Source organism: Streptomyces sp. CLV115 (assembly GCF_038448545.1).
Taxonomy (GTDB): domain Bacteria; phylum Actinomycetota; class Actinomycetes; order Streptomycetales; family Streptomycetaceae; genus Streptomyces; species Streptomyces sanglieri.
This window is the reverse complement of record NZ_JBCEWQ010000114.1, coordinates 1-18,906: the sequence shown is the minus strand read 5'-3', so window position 1 is coordinate 18,906 and position 18,906 is coordinate 1. Positions and strand designations below refer to the sequence as shown.

At 70.4% G+C, this 18,906-nt stretch carries 15 protein-coding genes; 7 read left to right on the top strand and 8 right to left on the bottom strand.

Translation table 11 applies throughout. The features are described from left to right. Nucleotides 1-182: 182 nt before the first annotated feature. Nucleotides 183-1,769 carry a Na+/H+ antiporter gene (locus AADR41_RS30030; RefSeq protein ID WP_342284620.1) on the top strand — a complete coding sequence of 529 codons (1,587 nt, stop codon included), beginning with the start codon at nucleotides 183-185 and terminating at the stop codon, nucleotides 1,767-1,769. Nucleotides 1,770-1,823: 54 nt separating this feature from the next. Here AADR41_RS30030 and AADR41_RS30025 read toward each other — a convergent pair whose 3' ends face one another. Then, complete coding sequence (locus AADR41_RS30025; protein WP_342284636.1) at nucleotides 1,824-2,945, bottom strand: mechanosensitive ion channel family protein; 1,122 nt, start codon at nucleotides 2,943-2,945, stop codon at nucleotides 1,824-1,826. A 37-nt stretch (nucleotides 2,946-2,982) separates the two neighbouring features. Between AADR41_RS30025 and AADR41_RS30020 the strand changes: the two genes are divergently transcribed. Then, nucleotides 2,983-3,561 carry a dienelactone hydrolase family protein gene (locus AADR41_RS30020; protein WP_342284618.1) on the top strand — a complete coding sequence of 193 codons (579 nt, stop codon included), beginning with the start codon at nucleotides 2,983-2,985 and terminating at the stop codon, nucleotides 3,559-3,561. A gap of 39 nt (nucleotides 3,562-3,600) precedes the next feature. Here the strand turns inward: AADR41_RS30020 and AADR41_RS30015 are convergent, their stop codons facing one another. From AADR41_RS30015 to AADR41_RS29990, 6 genes are all read right to left on the bottom strand, one after another. Beyond that, nucleotides 3,601-4,569 carry a zinc metalloprotease gene (locus tag AADR41_RS30015; protein WP_342284616.1) on the bottom strand — a complete coding sequence of 323 codons (969 nt, stop codon included), beginning with the start codon at nucleotides 4,567-4,569 and terminating at the stop codon, nucleotides 3,601-3,603. 314 nt (nucleotides 4,570-4,883) lie between these two features. Further along, a complete protein-coding gene (locus tag AADR41_RS30010) occupies nucleotides 4,884-6,545 on the bottom strand; it encodes an alkaline phosphatase D family protein (RefSeq protein ID WP_342284614.1) in 1,662 nt (553 codons plus the stop codon). 97 nt (nucleotides 6,546-6,642) lie between these two features. Continuing rightward, nucleotides 6,643-7,458, bottom strand: a complete 816-nt coding sequence (locus AADR41_RS30005) for a thioredoxin domain-containing protein (protein ID WP_342284612.1) — start codon at nucleotides 7,456-7,458, stop codon at nucleotides 6,643-6,645. Between the two features lie 46 nt (nucleotides 7,459-7,504). Further along, entirely contained in the window at nucleotides 7,505-8,224 is a 720-nt protein-coding gene (locus AADR41_RS30000) for a hypothetical protein (protein ID WP_342284610.1), read from the bottom strand. A gap of 310 nt (nucleotides 8,225-8,534) precedes the next feature. Beyond that, nucleotides 8,535-8,963: a hypothetical protein gene (locus AADR41_RS29995; RefSeq protein WP_342284609.1), complete on the bottom strand. Its 429-nt coding sequence runs from the start codon at nucleotides 8,961-8,963 to the stop codon at nucleotides 8,535-8,537. Nucleotides 8,964-9,140: 177 nt separating this feature from the next. Beyond that, complete coding sequence (locus tag AADR41_RS29990) at nucleotides 9,141-10,466, bottom strand: DUF2252 domain-containing protein (RefSeq protein WP_342284608.1); 1,326 nt, start codon at nucleotides 10,464-10,466, stop codon at nucleotides 9,141-9,143. A 232-nt stretch (nucleotides 10,467-10,698) separates the two neighbouring features. Between AADR41_RS29990 and dnaE the strand changes: the two genes are divergently transcribed. Continuing rightward, on the top strand, nucleotides 10,699-14,238 hold the full coding sequence (gene dnaE / locus AADR41_RS29985; RefSeq protein ID WP_342284607.1) for a DNA polymerase III subunit alpha: 3,540 nt from the start codon (nucleotides 10,699-10,701) through the stop codon (nucleotides 14,236-14,238). Between the two features lie 94 nt (nucleotides 14,239-14,332). Here dnaE and AADR41_RS29980 read toward each other — a convergent pair whose 3' ends face one another. Continuing rightward, nucleotides 14,333-14,512 carry a hypothetical protein gene (locus tag AADR41_RS29980; protein WP_342284606.1) on the bottom strand — a complete coding sequence of 60 codons (180 nt, stop codon included), beginning with the start codon at nucleotides 14,510-14,512 and terminating at the stop codon, nucleotides 14,333-14,335. A 224-nt stretch (nucleotides 14,513-14,736) separates the two neighbouring features. Between AADR41_RS29980 and AADR41_RS29975 the strand changes: the two genes are divergently transcribed. The 4 genes from AADR41_RS29975 to AADR41_RS29960 form a co-directional block, all read left to right on the top strand. Next, nucleotides 14,737-16,017 (top strand): NYN domain-containing protein, encoded by a 1,281-nt coding sequence (locus AADR41_RS29975; protein ID WP_342284605.1) that lies wholly within the window; start codon nucleotides 14,737-14,739, stop codon nucleotides 16,015-16,017. A gap of 145 nt (nucleotides 16,018-16,162) precedes the next feature. Continuing rightward, a complete protein-coding gene (locus AADR41_RS29970) occupies nucleotides 16,163-17,137 on the top strand; it encodes an ABC transporter ATP-binding protein (RefSeq protein ID WP_342284634.1) in 975 nt (324 codons plus the stop codon). Nucleotides 17,138-17,390: 253 nt separating this feature from the next. Then, a complete protein-coding gene (locus AADR41_RS29965; protein ID WP_342284632.1) occupies nucleotides 17,391-18,119 on the top strand; it encodes an ABC transporter permease in 729 nt (242 codons plus the stop codon). A 34-nt stretch (nucleotides 18,120-18,153) separates the two neighbouring features. Continuing rightward, on the top strand, nucleotides 18,154-18,906 hold a 753-nt coding region (locus tag AADR41_RS29960; protein ID WP_342284604.1), incomplete at its 3' end, for an ABC transporter permease.

The window sequence follows — 18,906 nt, the reverse complement described above, 5'->3', positions numbered from 1 at the left end:
CCGCATACTGCCTGCCCCGAAGGTGCAGTGGAAGGGGTTCGACCGCAGATACATCGGAGGAATGTCGTTCCAGGGGGCGGGAATCGGGGGGTGTTGTCTGGATTGCGGGCCCTGCGTGGCAGGCTTTTAACCCAGATCCGCCGATCACGGAGATCGGCGCGCCGCGCTCCGGAAGGCACCCCGTGGACCAAATGGCACTGCTCCTCCTGCTGTTGCTCGGGGCTGTGGTCACGGTGCCACTGGGGGAGCGTCTCGGCTTGCCCGCGCCGGTGCTGATGACGCTCGCCGGGGTCGGAATGGCCTTCCTCAGCTTCGTGCCGAATGTGGACATCCCGCCCGAGATCATCCTTCCGGCGCTGCTGCCGCCGCTGCTCTACGCCTCCGTGCAGCGAACCTCCTGGCGGCAGTTCGCCGCCAATAAACGACCGATCTTTCTGCTGGCCGTGGCGCTGGTCTTCGTCACGACGGCCGCGGTCGCCGCGGTCGCCAACGCGATCGTCCCCGGGCTGCCGATCGCCGCGGCCGTGGCGCTCGGCGCGCTCGTCGCGCCGCCCGACCCGGTCGCGGCGACGGCCGTCGCCGGATCGGTCGGGCTGCCGCGCAGGCTCGTCTCCATCCTGGAGGGCGAGGGGCTGTTCAACGACGTGACCGCGATCGTGCTGTACCACGTGGCGATCGCCGCCGCGGTGAGCGGCAGCTTCTCGCTCCCGGAGGCGTTCGGGCTGCTGATCCTCTCCGCGGTGGTGGCCGTGGCGGTGGGGCTGGTGCTCGGCTGGCTCACCATCAAGCTCATGGGGCTGCTCGGCGACGCCACGCTCCAGGTCGGCCTGACCCTGCTGGTGCCGTTCGTGAGCTATGTGCTGGCGGAGGAGCTGATGGGCTCGGGCGTCCTCGCCGTGCTGACCACCGCGCTCTTCCTCGCCGAGCACACCGCCGACGCCGACGACGTCCTCGGGCGGCTCACCGGCCGCACCTTCTGGGAGATCGTCGACACCCTCGTCACCGGCGTCGCCTTCGGGCTGATCGGGCTCGAACTGCACAACGTCTTCGGCACGGCGGACGGGCGCGAACTCCAGATGCTGGGCTGGGGACTCGCCGTGGTCGTGGTCGTCGTCGGTGTGCGGCTGCTGTATCTGCTGCCGGCCACCTGGCTCGCCAAGCGGCTGCACACCCGGCGCGACGTCAGCGAGGAGATCCCCACCAGCTGGCGGGAGACCGTCGTCATGTGGTGGGCCGGGATGCGCGGAGTGGCCTCGGTCGCGCTGGCGCTGGCGATCCCGCTGAAGACGGACGACGGGAAGCCGTTCCCGGGCCGCGACGAGATCGTCTTCATCGCCTTCGCGGTGATCATGGCCACGCTCGTCGTCCAGGGGCTCACCCTGCCGTGGCTGGTCCGCAAGCTCCGGGTCAAGGCGGACACGGACGCCGAGGAGGCACTGGAGAAGGAGCTCGCGATCCGCGCCGCGAAGGCCGCGAAGCAGCGCCTCAGGGAGATCCAGGAGGTCGAGGAGTTCCCGGACGAGGTCACCGAGCGGCTCCAGCGGCTGGCGTACGACGTGGGGGCGCGGATCAGTCCCGACATGGTCGACGACGAGCGCCGCGAGGCGTACGCGAAGCGGGCCGAGCGCTTCAAGGCGGTCAGCCGGGTCCAGCGCGAGATGATGTCGGCCGCCCGCCACGCGGTGCTCTCGGCCCGCAACGAGGCCGGGGCGGACCCGGAGATCGTCGACCGGGTACTGCGTCAGCTGGACGTCCGCAGCCTGCGGTGAGGCGGGTGGGCAAGACGGCCGCCCCGTTGTCCGCCGCCCCGCCGGCCGTCGCCGTCAGCCGAGTCCGGTGCGCGGTGATCTGTCCCGGTCCGACGGCTTCTCGTGCACCGGGCGGTGCTGCTCCGTCCACGTCCCGGGCAAAAGCGCCGCGGGCGCCGTCGCGATCTTCGGCAGCGCGTACGGATGGTGGTCGCGCAGCCAGCCGATGAGCTGTTCCCGTACGGCGCAGCGCACCGTCCAGATGTCGCCCGCGTCCTTCGCCGTGACCACCGCGCGGACCAGCATCGTCGACGGCGTGGTGTCGGTGACGGCCAGGGACCAGTCACGGCCGTCCCAGGCGGCGCACTCGCCCAGGATGTCCCGCAGCTGCTCGCGCATCGCCTCGATCGGGGCCGAGTGGTCCAGGTGCAGGAAGACCGAGCCGGTCATCTGCGCACCGCCGCGCGACCAGTTCTCGAACGGCTTGCTGGTGAAGTACGAGACCGGCATCGTGATCCGCCGCTCGTCCCAGGTCCGCACCGCGAGGAAGGTCAGCGTGATCTCCTCGATCGTGCCCCACTCGCCGTCCACCACCACCGTGTCACCGATGCGCACCATGTCGCCGAAGGCGATCTGCAGCCCCGCGAAGAGATTGCCGAGCGTCGACTGGGCGGCCACGCCCGCGACGATGCCGAGCACCCCGGCCGACGCCAGCATCGAGGTGCCGAACGTCCGCATCGCCGGGAACGTCAGCAGCATCGCGCCGATGGCGACCACCGCCACGATCGCGGTGACCACCCGCTGGATCAGCGTCACCTGGGTACGGACCCGCCGCACCCGCGCCGGATCGGGGGTGTTCGCGGCGTACCTCGCGTAGAGGGAGTCCACGACGGCCGTCGCGATCCGCACCACCAGCCAGGCCGAGGCCCCGATCAGCACCAGCGACAGGACCTGACCGATCCCCGTCCGGTGATCCCTGATCAATTCGAGCCGGGTGTGGGTGTACGAGCCCCGCAGCAGCGCCGCGCACAGCGTCAGCTGGAGCGGTATCCGGCAGCGCCGCAGCAGCCCCCACAACGGGGTGTCGGGGCGCCGGCCGTCGGCCCGTCTGAGCAGCAGGTCGACCAGCCAGCCGACCAGCAGCGTGATCAGGACCGAGCCGCCGACGACGATCAGCGGGCGCAGCACGTTCTCCATCCCGTCGTTCTCCATGCCTCCGACCGTAGCTGGCACCATGGGACTCATGAACATCATGCTTTTCCACTCGACGTACGGTCTGCGCCCCGCGGTGCACGCGGCGGCCGACCGGCTTCGTGCCGCCGGGCACGAGGTACAGGTGCCCGACCTCTTCGAGGGGCACACGTTCGAAACCGTCGAGGAGGGCCTCGCCTTCAAGGAAGAGGTCGGCAAGGACGAACTGCTCAGGCGGGCCGTGCTGGCCGCCGCGCCCTACTCCGACCGGGGCCTGGTGTACGCGGGCTTCTCGTTCGGCGCCTCCACTGCGCAGACCCTGGCACTCGGCGACGAGAAGGCGCGTGGCCTGCTGATGTTCCACGGCACCTCGGACATCGCCGAGAACGCGTCCGTGGACGAGCTGCCCGTACAGCTGCACGTCGCCGACCCGGACCCGTTCGAGACGCACGACTGGCTGAACTCCTGGTACCTGCAGATGCAGCGGACCGGCGCCGACGTCGAGATCTACCGCTACCCGGGCGCCGGCCATCTCTTCACGGACCCCGAACTGCCCGACTTCGACCGGGCGTCGGCCGAGCTGGCCTGGAAGGTCGCGTTCGGCTTCCTCGCCACGCTGTGACGGAGCGAGGGGCCCCGCGTGAGGGGCCCCTCGGACGGGTCAGCCCCGGTACGCGGTCCAGCTGTCGCTCATCCGCTGGACCTGGCCCGCGGTGAACTGGGTCATGCACGAGTCGTAGGTGTAGTCCATGAAGTTGTGGATCGGGTCGACCCCGGTCTTGTTGGTGCAGGTGTCGCGCCCGGTCGGGCATTCGTACGCGGCGCTCTTCTCGGCCGGGGTGTCGGAGACGTAGTCGCCGTTGCCGTTGCAGCCGCCCTGGAAGGTGTGGTAGAGCCCCATCCAGTGGCCGACCTCGTGGGTGGCGGTGTCGCCCTCGTTGTAGTGGGTGGCGGAGCCGCCGGGCAGCGAGGCGTCGAGGATGACGACCCCGTCGTCCGAGGGGGCGGACTTGTACGAGCTGGGGAAGGTGGCCCAGCCCAGCAGGCCGCCGCCGAGGTTGGCGGTGTAGATGTTGAGGGCGTTCGCGCCGCCCTTGCGCAGCGAGGACTTCATGGCCGTCTCGGCGGCGGAGCCGGGGGAGACGCCGTTGTACCAGGAGCTGTTGTCCGTGTAGTCCGTGCCGGCCAGCGTGTACTGGAAGCCGGAGTTCGTGTTGCCCGAGCCCTGTCCGCTGTAGGCGGCGTTCAGGACGTTCAGCTGGCTGCTGATCGCGGCGGCGCTGAGCTTGCCGGTCGTCCCGGAGTGCACGACGTGGAAGTAGACCGGGATGGTCGCGCCCGCGGCGAGCGAGGGGCCGCTGACCCGGCGGTCCGCGAGTCTCTGCTTCAACTGCGCGTCCATGGCCTTGGCCTGGCTCGCGGTCAGCTCATTGGGGTCGTCGGTGTGGGCGGCGCCCGCGGGGCGGGCCTCGCGTGCCGTGGCGCCGGCGCCGGCCTCGTCCCCGCACTTCTGGGCGGCGGACGCGGAGCTCTTGGGGGCGGCCGAGGCGGCGGAGCCGGAAGGAGCGGAGAGCGGTGCCAGGGCCAGGGTTCCGGCCAGGACGGCGGTGCCGATCGCACGGTTTCGCATACGCGGCGATATACGGACAAGAGCGCGCACGTGGACTCCTCGCGGATGTGTGGGGGAGGTATTTCCTCACCCGCCGCCGGGAGATTACGTGCGCATGTCAGGTCCCGAGGAGGAATGATCAGGCCCAATCGGCTCGTCGCCAAAGGGTGGAAACCGGGCGGAATCTTCTTTGTGTTCCAGAGTTTGAGACGGCGACGTAACCGTAGGCGTTACCTCGGCGGGTGGTGTGTCCCTATTCGGTCCATGGGACACGCCACCCGCCGTAGCGACGTAATGTGCCGTCAACATATGGGGGAGTGGCCGAAAATAGCGCCTCAGAGCACCGGGTGGTCCACCCGCTCGACCTTCTGCGTCCCGCTCAGTGTCCGGTACGAACGCGTCCAGGCGGAGGTCGCGTCCCGCTTCGTCCGGTCGGAGACGGCGTAGTAGTCCATCTGCGAGCGCTCGGCTGTCACGTCCAGGACGCCGTAGCCGTGCGAGTCCATGTCCACCCACTTCACATGGCGGTTGGCGGCCTTCACCGCGGCTGCCGCGACCACCGAGACCGTCTGCGGTGCCACGTGCAGGATGTCGTCGATGTTGTCCGAGGTCACCGAGGTCACCACGAACTCCGTGGCGGCCGAGGCGGAGAGCGGATACGTAGCCGCCTTCACCGGCACGTCGTTGGCCCAGGCCATGTGGATGTCACCGGTCAGGAAGACCGTATTGGTGATCGACCGGTCCCGCAGGTGGGTGATCAGCTCCTTGCGGTCGTCCGTGTAGCCGTCCCACTGGTCGACGTTGACGGCCAGGCCCTCCTTGGGCAGCCCCAGCAACCCGGCCAGCGGCTCCAGCAGATGGGCCGGCAGGGAACCGAACGCGACCGGCGAGATCATCACCGACGTGCCGACCAGCTTCCAGGCGGCGTCCGAGCCGGCCAGCCCCGACTTCAGCCAGTCCAGCTGCGCCCGCCCGGTGATGCTGCGCTCCGGGTCGTCGACCGCGCCGCTGCCGATCCCCGCCTGCTGGGAGCGGAAGCTGCGCAGGTCGAGGAGGTGGAGCTCGGCCAGGTTGCCGAAGCGCAGCCGCCGGTAGACGGTGCCCTCGGTGGAGGCGCGGACCGGCATCCACTCGAAGTACGCCTGCTTGGCGCCCGCGACCCGGTCCGCCCAGGCGCCCTCGGTGCCCGGCGTGTGGTTCTCGGCCCCGCCCGACCAGGCGTCGTTGGCGAACTCGTGGTCGTCCCAGATCGCGATCACCGGGTGCGTGGCGTGCAGCGTCTGGAGATCGGGGTCCGTCTTGTACGTGGCGTGCCGGGTGCGGTAGTCGGCGAGCGTGAGGATCTCGTGCCTGGGCTCGTGCTGCCGTACGACGTACTTCGCGTCCGGGTAACTGCCCGACGCGTACTCGTAGATGTAGTCCCCGAGGTGGAGCACCGCGTCCAGGTCGGCGCGGGCGGCGAGGTGGCGGTACGGGGAGAAGTACCCGGCCTCCCAGTTGGCGCAGGACACCACGCCGAAGCGCACGCCGGGCGTGGCGGCACCGGCCGCCGGAGCCGTCCGGGTGCGGCCGGCCGGGGAGACGGTCTGCGTCCCCTCGCCCGCCGAGAAGCGGAACCAGTACGCGGTGGCGGGGGCCAGGCCCCGCACATCGGCCTTGACCGTGTGGTCGGACGCGGCCCTCGCGACGGTCGTGCCGTGGGCGACGACCCGGGAGAAGTCCCTGTCCTCGGCGACCTCCCAGCGCACCGCCGTGTCCGCGCCGCGGCCCGAACCGGGTATCGCGTCGGGGGACGGGGTGACGCGGGTCCACAGCAGGATGCCGTCGGGAAGCGGATCGCCGGAGGCGACGCCGTGCAGGAAGGCGGGGCCGTCCGCGGCGCGGGCGGCGGTGGCGGAGCCCAGCACCGGGGCCGCGACGGCGGTGGCGGCAGCGGCCTTGACGACCGTGCGGCGGCTGGGGGCGGAGAGCGGCGGGGGAAGATGTCGACTGGTCACGGAGCAGCACCCTACTGACCGGTAAGCCGAACGGGCAGGCGAACGAAGGAAGTTCGCCTGCCCGTCGGGGAGCCGCTGCCCGGATGTCGCCGGCCGGTCAGCCCTTCAGCGCGGCCGTGATCGCGGTGTTGAAGTCCTCCACCGTCATCGGAGCGTTCTCGCTCTTGCCGTCGGTGAGCGTCTTGCCGTCCATCTTCAGCGTCGGGGTGCCCCGCACGCCGCTGTCCTCGAACGCCGCCGACATCTTCATCGCCCAGCTGTCGAACGTGCCGTCCTTGACGTTCTTCTGGAAGGCGGCGTTGCCCTTCAGCGCGTCCACCGTGTCGGCGACCTTGATCAGGTAGGAGTCGTCCTTGAACTTGTCCACGGTCTCCTCCGGGTGGTACTTCGCGGAGTAGAGCGCTGCCTTGTAGTCGAGGAAGGCGTCGGGGCTGACGTCGAGCGCCGCACCGAGCGCGCTCAGCGCGTTCTTCGAGCCCTCGCCGCCGGCCATGCCATCAATGAACGTGGCACCGACGTACTTGATCTTGTACTTGCCGGCGTCGACGTCCTTGTGCACCGTCTCGCCGATGGACTGCTCGAACGTTCCGCAGATCGGGCAGCGCGAGTCCTCGTACAGCTCCAGGGTCTTCTTGGCGGTCGACTTGCCGATGACGACGGTGGTGCCGTTCTTGCCCGAGGTGTTCTTGGGCGCGGTGACGCTCTTCGCGTCCTTGGCCGCCTCCCAGTGGGACGGCTTGTTCAACTGCATGACGCCCCAGGTGACGCCACCCACGACGGCCAGCACACCGACGATCGAGACGCCGACGATGATCTGCCGGCGGGTCTTGTCCTTCTTGGCCTGGCGCTCGCGCTCGGCGCGCAGTCGCTCGCGGGCCGCTGCCTTGTTGGCCTGGGTGTTGCGCTTGCTCATGTCCGTGTCTCCATGGGGTGAGGAATGTGCCAGGGGATGTACGTGCTCAGGCGATGGTGAAGGCCGAGCGCGGTGGTCCCCTGCGTCCCACGGAGTGCACGAGCAGACGGGCGTGTACGAGCAGGTGCGGGCCGTGCCCGGCGGGCCGGGTACGGCGGCGGGCCGGGCGGCGGGCCGTACCGACCACGGTGACCGCGATCAGCAGCGGCCGGAACGCCAGGGCGGCGGCCGCCTCCAGCAGACGGGCCAGCGCGGACTCGCCCCGCCGCAGCCAGGCCGCGGCGAGCAGCCCGACTGTCACATGCGCGGCAAGCAGCAGCCACGGCACCGCGGGGCCGGGCGAGGCCAGCAGCGCGGCTGTGGGGTGCCCGGCGTCGGCCACCGAGGCGAACGGGGTGCCCTCGGCACCCGTCCGGGCCGCCCCGGTGCCGACCGCACCGCCGCACAGCACCTCGACGCCGACCGAACGCAGCGGCCCCGCGATCGGGCCGCCGGCCGCGCCGTAACAGACGTGCTGACCGGTGGTGAAGAAGGTGTCGGCTGCCAGCTCCAGCGGGACCAGCAGTCCGGCGATCGCCCCGAAGCCCCGCTCCCGGCCGGCCAGCGCGTACGCCACCGCGAAGACCGCGCCGGCCAGCAGGGCGACGGCGGCCAGCGGCAACGGGACCCGGGAGAGCAGCACATGGGACGTCACGGAGAGCGTCACGACGAGCGCTGTGAAAAGCGCCGCGCGAACGACTCTGAGCTGCGTCCCGGATATGTCCATTGTTCAGGAGTGTGCCATGCCAACCTGTGCGCTGGATGAAACAGGTCCCGGACCGCTCGCTCCGAGGGCGGCACTGCCCCCGTCCACCGGCGCGGCACACCGGCATCCATACCGGTCCGGAGCGCCACCGGTGTGGTGAGCGGAAGGGTCCACGGGGCTGCGGCGCCGGGCAGCGCGCGTCCCGCCGCACAGTCACGTCCGGTCCCACGACGCACCGCACGGCCCGGCATGCCGGGGCTTTTCGGTGGACCCTTCCGGTCACGGACCTGTCAGTTCACGGAGAGGCGACGGATCGATTTTCCGCGAACTGTCAGCCGCAGGGCGGGGTTGCCGCCGGGGTTTCAAAAGTTCCCTGTCCTTCAACCTTGATCAGGCCCACGTACTTCTTGCCACAGGGGTAGCTCATGTTCCAGGTGGCCGCCGCCCGCTCGCTGACACTGATGGTCTTTGTCGCGCTCCAATCGGGGGTGCCGCTTGTGCGGAAGCCGAGCTTCGCCTTGATGGTCGAGCCACTTTTCTTGGTGTAGAAGACAACGATGCGCGACGGGTCCGCGCCCAGGTTGATGCAGAGCTGCCCGTTGCTCATGTCGGTGCACTTGACTCTGTCGCTGCTGGTAACCGAAACGTTCGGCGAGGCCTGCACGGACGTGTCGCGCTCGGTCGCGTGAGCGGGCGCAGCGAGAAGAGAGGCACCAGCGGCTATGCAGGCGGCAGCCGCCAGTGTGACTCGACGATTCACGGGGTTCCTCCTTGATGACTGGTCAAGATCAACACCGGCGACAGTACAAGGCGGAAAATGTGACGCCAAGGGACTTTTTTGCAGAGTGGGCGAGGGAGAAATCCAGCCAACCGCCGCTGGTTGCCGCAAGGTCGGCCGAGCTTCAGTAAATCCCCCGCCGCCTCGACGGATGCCCTGCTACAGCCCCGGAATACGGCCGTTGCGGAAGAGATCCACGAAGATCTGGTGGTCGGCCCGGGCCCGGGCGCCGTAGCTGTGGGCGAAGTCCACCAGCAGCTCGGCGAAGCCCTCCTCGTCGGCCGCGATCGCCGCGTCGATCGCCCGCTCGGTGGAGAACGGCACCAGCGAGTGGCCGCTCTCGTCGTCCGCCGCGGAGTGCATCGTCGCCGTCGCCCGGCCGAGATCGGCGACGACCGCCGCGATCTCCTCCGGCTCGTCGATGTCGGACCAGTCCAGGTCGACCGCGTACGGGGACACCTCGGCGACCAGCTGCCCCGCCCCGTCCAGCTCGGTCCAGCCCAGCCACGGGTCGGCGTGCGCCTGCAGGGCGCGCTGCGAGATCACGGTGCGGTGACCCTCGTGCTGGAAGTAGCCGCGCACCGCGGCGTCGGTGATGTGCCGGGAGACGGCGGGCGTCTGGGCCTGCTTGAGGTAGATCACCACATCGTTCTCCAGGGCGTCGCTGTTGCCCTCCAGGAGGATGTTGTACGAGGGCAGCCCGGCCGAACCGATGCCGATGCCACGACGGCCGACGACGTCCTTCACCCGGTACGAGTCCGGGCGGGTCAGGCTCGACTCCGGCAGCGTCTCCAGATAGCCGTCGAAGGCCGCCAGCACCTTGTAGCGCGTCGCCGCGTCCAGATCGACGGAGCCGCCGCCCGGGGCGAACCGGCGCTCGAAGTCCCGGATCTCCGTCATCGAGTCCAGCAGCGAGAACCGGGTCAGCGAGCGGGCGTCACGCAGCGCGTCCAGCAGCGGACCCTCGGCGGTGTCCAGCGTGAACGGCGGCAGTTCGTCGTTCTTCGCGCCCGTCGCCAGCGCGTGGATCCGCTCCCGGTAGGCGGTGGCGTAGACCCGCACCAGCTCGCTGATCTGGTCGTCACCCAGCGCCTTCGCGTACCCGATCAGGGCGACGGAGGCGGCGAACCGCTTGAGGTCCCAGGTGAACGGGCCGACGTACGCCTCGTCGAAGTCGTTCACGTTGAAGATCAGCCGGCCGTTGGCGTCCATGTACGTGCCGAAATTCTCCGCGTGCAGATCGCCGTGGATCCACACCCGGCCGGTCCGCTCGTCCAGGTACGGGCCGCCGTGCCGCTCCCGCTCCAGGTCGTTGTAGAACAGGCACGCCGTGCCGCGGTAGAAGGCGAAGGCCGAGCCCGCCATCTTGCGGAACTTGACCCGGAAGGCGGCCGGATCGGCGGCCAGCAGCTCCCCGAAAGCGGTGTCGAAGACCTCAAGAATCTGCTCCCCGCGCTGCGCCGCGCCGGTCTGCGCTTCCGACATCTCTGGGTGCCTCCTGGTACCTGACGTGCGTGACGAAGTACATGACAAATGGGACGAGTGATCCCGCCCTTCCAACGCGTGACCGTACCCGGGAGTGCCCGTCGTCCGTCACCTCGAAGACGTAGACTTCCACGCTGTCCCCCAGCCCGTCATCGCCCGCCCGCCCGTCGCCCGACCGCCGCCCCTCACGGAGGCGTTCCGCGCCGCGCCGGCACACCGGAGGCACAGCGCCGTGACCAAGCCGCCATTCACGCACCTTCACGTCCACACCCAGTACTCGCTGCTGGACGGTGCCGCGCGGCTCAAGGACATGTTCGCTGCCTGTAATGAAATGGGCATGTCGCACATCGCGATGACCGACCACGGCAACCTGCACGGGGCCTACGACTTCTTCCACTCGGCGCAGAAGGCGGGCGTCACGCCGATCATCGGCATCGAGGCGTACGTCGCCCCCGAGTCGCGCAAGCACAAGCGGAAGATCCAGTGGGGGCAGCCGCACCAGAAGCGCGACGACGTCTCGGGTTCCGGTGGATACACCCACAAGACGATCTGGGCGTCCAACGCGAAGGGCCTGCACAACCTCTTCAAGCTGTCCTCGGACGCGTACGCCGAGGGCTGGCTGCAGAAGTGGCCCCGCATGGACAAGGAGACCATCGCGCAGTGGTCCGAGGGCCTGATCGCGTCCACCGGCTGCCCCTCGGGCGAGGTCCAGACCCGGCTGCGGCTGGGCCAGTTCGACGAGGCCGTCCAGGCCGCCTCCGACTACAAGGACATCTTCGGCGAGGGCAAGTACTTCCTGGAGCTGATGGACCACGGCATCGAGATCGAGCGCCGGGTCCGTGACGGGCTCCTCGAAATCGGCAAGAAGCTGAACATCCCGCCGCTGGTGACCAACGACTCGCACTACACCTACGCGCACGAGGCCACCGCGCACGACGCCCTGCTCTGCATCCAGACCGGCAAGAACCTCTCCGACCCGGACCGCTTCCGCTTCGACGGCACCGGCTACTACCTCAAGACGACCGACGAGATGTACGCCGTCGACTCCTCCGACGCCTGGCAGGAGGGCTGCGCCAACACCCTGCTGGTCGCGCAGCAGATCGACACCACCGGCATGTTCGAGAAGCGCGACCTGATGCCGAAGTTCGACATCCCGGACGGCTTCACGGAGATCACCTGGTTCCAGGAAGAGGTCCGCGTCGGCATGAACCGGCGCTTCCCGGGCGGTGTCCCCGAGGACCGGCAGAAGCAGGTCGAGTACGAGATGGACATCATCATCCAGATGGGGTTCCCGGGGTACTTCCTGGTCGTCGCCGACTTCATCATGTGGGCGAAGAACAACGGCATCGCGGTCGGCCCCGGCCGAGGCTCCGCCGCCGGTTCGATCGTGGCGTACGCGATGGGCATCACCGACCTCGACCCGATCGAGCACGGACTGATCTTCGAGCGGTTCCTCAACCCCGAGCGCGTCTCCATGCCCGACGTCGACATCGACTTCGACGAGCGCCGGCGCGTCGAAGTGATCAGGTATGTGACGGAGAAGTACGGCGCCGACAAGGTCGCCATGATCGGCACGTACGGAAAGATCAAGGCGAAGAACGCCATCAAGGACTCCGCCCGGGTCCTCGGCTACCCGTACGCGATGGGTGACCGGCTCACCAAGGCCATGCCCGCCGACGTCCTCGGCAAGGGCATCGACCTCAACGGCATCACCGACCCCAAGCACCCGCGCTACAGCGAGGCGGGCGAGATCCGGGGGATGTACGAGAACGAGCCGGACGTCAAGAAGGTCATCGACACCGCGAAGGGCGTCGAGGGCCTGGTCCGCCAGATGGGCGTGCACGCCGCCGGCGTCATCATGTCCAGCGAGCCGATCGTCGACCACGCCCCGATCTGGGTCCGGCACACCGACGGCGTCACCATCACGCAGTGGGACTACCCGCAGTGCGAGTCGCTCGGCCTGCTGAAGATGGACTTCCTCGGCCTGCGCAACCTCACCATCATGGACGACGCCGTGAAGATGGTGGAGTCCAACAAGGGCGTCAAGCTGGACCTGCTCGGCCTCCCGCTGGACGACCCCAAGACGTACGAGATGCTCTGCCGCGGTGACACGCTCGGCGTGTTCCAGTTCGACGGCGGCCCGATGCGCTCCCTGCTGCGCCAGATGCAGCCCGACAACTTCGAGGACATTTCCGCCGTCTCGGCCCTGTACCGGCCGGGCCCGATGGGCATGAACTCCCACACGAACTACGCCGAGCGCAAGAACGGCCGCCAGGAGATCACCCCGATCCACCCGGAGCTGGAGGAGCCCCTCAAGGAGGTCCTCGGCCTCACCTACGGCCTGATCGTGTACCAGGAGCAGGTGCAGAAGGCCGCCCAGATCGTCGCCGGCTACTCGCTCGGCGAGGCCGACATCCTGCGCCGCGTGATGGGCAAGAAGAAGCCCGAGGAACTGGCGAAGAACTTCGTCCTCTTCGAGGCGGGCGCCAAGGAGAAGGGCTTCTCCGACGCCGCGATCAAGGCGCTGTGGGACGTGCTGGTCCCGTTCGCCGGCTACGCCTTCAACAAGGCGCACTCCTCCGCGTACGGCCTGGTCACCTACTGGACCGCGTACCTCAAGGCGAACTACCCCGCCGAGTACATGGCGGCGCTGCTGACCTCGGTCAAGGACGACAAGGACAAGTCGGCGGTCTACCTCAACGAGTGCCGCCGCATGGGCATCAAGGTGCTGCCGCCCAATGTGAACGAGTCCCTGTCGAACTTCGCCGCCCAGGGCGACGACGTGATCCTCTTCGGCCTCACCGCCGTGCGCAACGTCGGCCAGAACGTCGTCGACTCGATCATCCGGTGCCGCAAGGCGAAGGGGAAGTACAGCACCTTCCCCGACTTCCTGGACAAGGTCGAGGCGGTCGTCTGCAACAAGCGCACCGTCGAATCGCTGATCAAGGCCGGCGCCTTCGACGAGATGGGCCACACCCGCAAGGGCCTGGTCGCCCACCACGAACCCATGATCGACAACGTGGTGCAGGTCAAGCGCAAGGAGGCCGAGGGCCAGTTCGACCTCTTCGGCGGCATGGGCGAGGAGGAGAGCGACGAGCCGGGCTTCGGGCTCGACGTGGAGTTCTCCGACATCGAGTGGGAGAAGTCCTACCTGCTGGCCCAGGAGCGCGAGATGCTCGGGCTGTACGTCTCCGACCACCCGCTCTTCGGCCTGGAGCACGTGCTGTCCGACAAGGCGGACTCCTCGATCTCCCAGCTGACCGGCGGCGAGCACGCCGACGGCGCCATCGTCACCGTCGGAGGCATCATCTCCGGCCTCCAGCGCAAGATGACCAAGCAGGGCAACGCCTGGGCCATCGCCACCGTCGAGGACCTGGCCGGTTCCATCGAGTGCATGTTCTTCCCGGCCACCTACCAGCTGGTCTCCACCCAGCTCGTCGAGGACACCGTCGTCTTCGTCAAGGGACGCCTCGACAAGCGGGAGGACGTGCCTCGGCTGGTCGCCATGGAGATGCAGGTCCCCGACATCTCCAACGCCGGCACCAACGCCCCCGTGGTGCTGACCATCCCCACCGTCAAGATCACCCCGCCCATGGTCAGCCGCCTCGGCGAGGTCCTCAGCAGCCACCGCGGCGACACCGAGGTACGGATCAGGCTCCAGGGCCCCCGCAAGACCACGGTGCTCCGGCTCGACCGGCACCGGGTCAAGCCCGACCCGGCGCTCTTCGGTGACCTGAAGGTGCTGCTCGGCCCGTCCTGCCTGGCCGGCTGAGACACGGGACCGGACGTACGAGAGGGGCGCCCCGCGAAAGCGGGAGCGCCCCTCTCGGTCACCCGGCCCGCGACCGGACCGGAGAAGTCTCCGGTCAGTTGTGGCCGAAGCGCCGCTGGTGCTTACGGGCAACATCGGCAGGGCTGCCCTGGGCCTGCGACTGCGGCTGTATCTGAGACTCGTACGGGGTCGTCTTCGTCTCTTCCGCACCGCGCTCCGGACCGGACGCGCGGTTCTGCTGGCTGCCCTGCTTGCGGTTCTTGTTCTTGGCCATGGTGTTCCTCCTCGGGAAACTCTCGGGGCCAGGACCGCGTTCAGATTCACATAGCGGGACAGACCGTGCATGTTGGATCATTACCGTGCGTAGCGGGGGTGCGTGACGCGCCGTTTTCCGGATCCGCCACGCCGATGATCGAGTTCCGGCCGTCAAGCCCTGCGCGGTCGGGCAGACTCGAAGGAAACCCTTGGCAAAGACCGCACCCGAACTTCTGGAAGAGGGTGGATCGCGTGGACCGTTGCGTCGTCCTGGTGGACGCCGGCTACTTGCTGGGCGCAGCCGCGAGCCTGCTGGCCGGGGAGCCCGCCCGTTCCCGCATCACGGTCGACCACGCGGCCCTCATCCGGGGCCTGCGCGAGCGGGCCGAGGCCGACACCGAGCAGCCGCTGCTGCGGATCTACTGGTTCGACGGCGCCCCCGACCGGGTGCCGCAGCCCGAGCACCGCAGACTGCGCGTGATGCCCAGGGTCACCGTCCGGCTCGGTGCCCTCACCCGCAGTGACGGACGCTGGGCGCAGAAGGGCGTCGACGCCGCGATGCACGCCGAGCTCACCGAACTGGCCAGGAACCGGGCCTGCTCCGACGTGGTGCTGGTGACCGGCGACGGCGATCTGCTGCCCGGCCTGATGTCCGCCAAGGAACACGGCGTCGCCGTGCATCTGTGGGCCGTCCAGGCCGCCGACGGCGACTACAACCAGTCCGAGGACCTGGTGGCCGAGGCCGACGAGCGAAGGGTGCTCGACCGGGCCTGGATCACCCAGGCGGTACGGGCCAAGGAGACGGGTGGCGTCTGCGCCCCGTCCCCCGTGCCCCGTCCGGAGATCGCCGCGATCCTCTCCGCGCCGCTGCCCGAGGCCGCCCTCGCCGCCTCCGCCGAGCGCGCCTCGGAGGCCCAGGCGGCGGCCGCCGCCAACGGCGCCGCGACACCACCCGAGGAGAGCACCGGCCCCGACCGACCCGGGCACGGCGGCCGGGGCGTCCCCACCCCCAAGGACCTGGCGGGCAGTCTGCGCGGGCCCGCCCAGCCCGACCGGCACCTCTCGCAGCCCTCGCCCGCCGGCGCGACCCTGCGCTGGTCCTCCGACAAGAGCTGGGCGGAGCGCGGCGGACCGCTGGGCGAGCCCGCCGAGACCGCCTCGCTGCCGACGCTGGCCCAGCTCACCAGCGCCGAACAGCGCTGGGCGGACCGCGAGGAGGACATCACCACCGTCGGCGGTGACCCTTTCGAGGTCGGCCAGGTCTTCGCCCGTCGCTGGATGGAGCGACTCCCGGAGACCGTCCATCTGCAGAAGCTCTCGACCATGTATCCGCGCATCCCGCACCGCATCGACGGCGAGCTGCTGCGTTACGCGGCCCGGTTCGGCCTGCTCGCCCACAAGGACGACCAGATCGACGAGCACGACCGTTACGCGATCCGGGCGGGATTCTGGCGGGAGATCGATGTACGGGCCGCCGCCGAGCACACCCCCGCGGCGGAGCGGACGACCCCGTCCGCCGGTTGACGGCCGAGCCGGGCCGCGGGCGGGCGCTCCGGGCACGCCCGCGGCCCCTCCGGCGTGGCCCCGGGCGCAATACGGGGCATCCGACCCCGTACCCTCGTACCTCGTGAGTACGGGCACAGCACAGGCGCAGCCGGCGACCGGGACCGTGTGCGCGGTGCGTGATCTGGTCAAGACCTATCGCGCGGCCCGCGGCCGCCGCGGTACCCCCGCCACACCCGAGGTGCGCGCCACCGACGGGATCAGCCTGGACGTGCGGCGCGGCGAGATCTTCGGGCTCCTCGGCCCCAACGGCGCCGGGAAGTCCACCCTGGTACGGCAGCTCACCGGGCTGATGCGACCCGACTCCGGCAGCGTCGACGTGCTGGGCCACGACCTCGTGCGCCACCCGGAGCGCGCCTCCCGGCTGATCGGCTACCTCGGGCAGGAGTCCACCGCCCTCGACGAGCTCACCGTGTCGCTCGCCGCCGAGACCACCGGACGGCTGCGCGGCCTCGCCGCGGCGGACGCCCGCGCCGAACGCGACGCCGTGCTCGGCGAGCTCGGCCTCACCGAGATCGCCGGACGCCCCCTGAAGAAGCTCTCCGGCGGCCAGCGGCGGCTGGCCTGCTTCGCCGCCGCGCTGGTGGGGGAGCGGCCGGTGCTGGTGCTGGACGAGCCGACCACCGGCATGGACCCCGTCGCCCGGCGCGCCGTCTGGGCCGCCGTGGACCGGCGCCGGGCCGAGCGCGGCACGACGGTGCTGCTCGTCACCCACAACGTCATCGAGGCCGAGACCGTCCTCGACCGGGTCGCCGTGATCGAACGCGGCCGGGTCATCGCCTGCGACACTCCGACCGGGCTCAAGGAACGCGTCGCGGGCGAGGTCCGGGTGGAGCTGGTGTGGCGCGACCGGGCGCCCCTCGACGTACCCGAGGTGGCCGCGCTGCGCGGCTCGGCCCAGGAGTCCGGCCGGCGCTGGGTGCTGCGGCTCGGACCCGACGAGGCGCGGGCCGCGGTCGCCGCGGTGACCGGCGGCGCGGCCTTCGCCGCCCTCGACGACTTCACGCTGGCCACGCCCAGCCTGGAGGACGTCTATCTCGCGCTCGGCGGGGACGCGGCCAAGGGACTGGTGAAGTCATGACGGGGGCCGACGGGGTGGTCGGGGCCGGAGAGGTGGCCGGGGTGAGCAGTACGGCCGGGGGCGGCGGGACGACCGGGTGCGGGTGCGTGGCCGGGCAGGCAGCGAACAGGAGCAGCGCCAGGTGACGAGCATCGTTCCCGCGCAGGCGGTGACCGGACCCGTCCGGACCGCGCAGGACGGCCCGGCGGGTCTTCTCGGCGACGGCTCCGGCCACGAGGGGACGGCGCCCGCGCCGCTCGCCCCGCGGGCCCGGCTGTTCCCCTCGCTCGCGGCGGTCTACCGTGCGCAGCTGTCCAGGGCCAGGGTCGCCCGCATCCCGCTGCTCTTCGTCGCGACCTTCCAGTCCGTCGGGATCATGGTGCTGATGCGCGGGGTGGTCGACGGCGGCTCCGAGGCACGCGCCGTCGTCGCCGGCTCCAGCGTTCTCGTCGTGGCCTTCGTGGCGCTCAATCTCCTCGCCCAGTACTTCGGGCAGCTGCGGGCCGGCGGCGGGCTCGACCACTACGCGACCCTGCCGGTGCCGCCCGCCGCGGTGGTGCTCGGCGCGGCGGGGGCGTACGCCTCCTTCACCGTGCCCGGCACGATCGTCACGGCCGTGGCCGGCAGCGTGATGTTCGGGCTGCCGCTGACGCATCTGTGGGTGCTCGTCGCCGTCATCCCGCTCTCCGGGGCGGCGCTCTCGGGGCTGGGCGCGGCGCTGGGGCTGCTCGCGCCCCGGCAGGAGCTGGCCACGCTGCTCGGCCAGCTGGGCATGTCGGCGGCGCTGCTGCTCGGTGTGCTTCCCGCCGACCGGATGCCGGCGCCGGTCGGCTGGGCGCGCGATCTGCTGCCCTCCACCTACGGTGTCGAGGCGCTCGCCCGTTCCTTCGACGCCCACCCGGACTGGGCGGTCGTCGCGCTGGACCTCGCCGTCTGCGCGGTGGTCGGCGTCCTCTCGCTGGCCGCGGCGACCTGGGCGTACCGCAGGGCAGCGGTCCGGTGAGGCGCGGCGCGGGGGCGCCTGGCACGATGGCACGGTGACCGCACCTCTGACGCCGCCTCACCAGCCCTCGTCCAACGATCCCTGGCAGACCCCGCCGAACTGGGGTGGCCCGGGGGGATCCGGCGGGCCCGGTCGGCCCGGTGGTCCGGGTGGAGCCGGTGGGTACTACCCGGGGGTCCTGCTGGAGTCGCAGGAGGAGAAGGACCGCGGGTCGGATCTGCGGAAGGCCGCGATCGTCACCGCTCTGGTGACCTTTTCGGGCATCGCGCTCGGGTTTCTCTGGCTGTGGCTGGCGCCCAGGGTTCCGCTCATCTCCGACAGCACCGCCGTCTTCCTGAACGACAGCGAGGGCGAGGAGGCGATCGGCGCCGACGGAACGTTCGTGCTGCTGGGCCTGGCCTTCGGGGCGCTCTCCGCGGCACTGGTCTTCTGGTTCCAGCGGCGCGGCGGCATCGCGCTGGTGGTGGGTCTCGCGCTGGGCGGGCTGCTCGGTTCGCTGCTGGCGTGGCGGCTCGGGGTGTGGCTCGGGCCGACCCAGGACGTCGTCGCGCACGCGCGGGCGGTCGGCAAGGGCGTGGTCTTCGACGCACCGCTCCAGCTCCGGGCGAAGGGGGCGCTGCTGGCCTGGCCGCTGGGGGCGATGGCGGTGCATCTCGGGCTGACGGCGCTGTTCGGGCCGCGGGATCCGGAGCCGGAGTGGGGGGTGTATGCGTTTCCGGGTGCGCCAGGGGCGCCCGAGGCGCCGGGTGTGCCTGGGGTGAACGGGGCCGGGGGGTCTGCGGGTGGG

Bases quoted from the DNA above. Each gene is read 5' to 3' on its own strand.
- AADR41_RS29990 (WP_342284608.1), bottom strand. From the start codon at position 10,466: ATGTCGGAAGCGCAGACCGGCGCGGCGCAGCGCGGGGAGCAGATTCTT.
- AADR41_RS30015 (WP_342284616.1), bottom strand. From the start codon at position 4,569: ATGCGAAACCGTGCGATCGGCACCGCCGTCCTGGCCGGAACCCTGGCC.
- AADR41_RS30005 (WP_342284612.1), bottom strand. From the start codon at position 7,458: ATGAGCAAGCGCAACACCCAGGCCAACAAGGCAGCGGCCCGCGAGCGA.
- AADR41_RS29980 (WP_342284606.1), bottom strand. From the start codon at position 14,512: ATGGCCAAGAACAAGAACCGCAAGCAGGGCAGCCAGCAGAACCGCGCG.
- AADR41_RS30000 (WP_342284610.1), bottom strand. From the start codon at position 8,224: ATGGACATATCCGGGACGCAGCTCAGAGTCGTTCGCGCGGCGCTTTTC.
- AADR41_RS30020 (WP_342284618.1), top strand. From the start codon at position 2,983: ATGGGACTCATGAACATCATGCTTTTCCACTCGACGTACGGTCTGCGC.
- AADR41_RS30025 (WP_342284636.1), bottom strand. From the start codon at position 2,945: ATGGAGAACGTGCTGCGCCCGCTGATCGTCGTCGGCGGCTCGGTCCTG.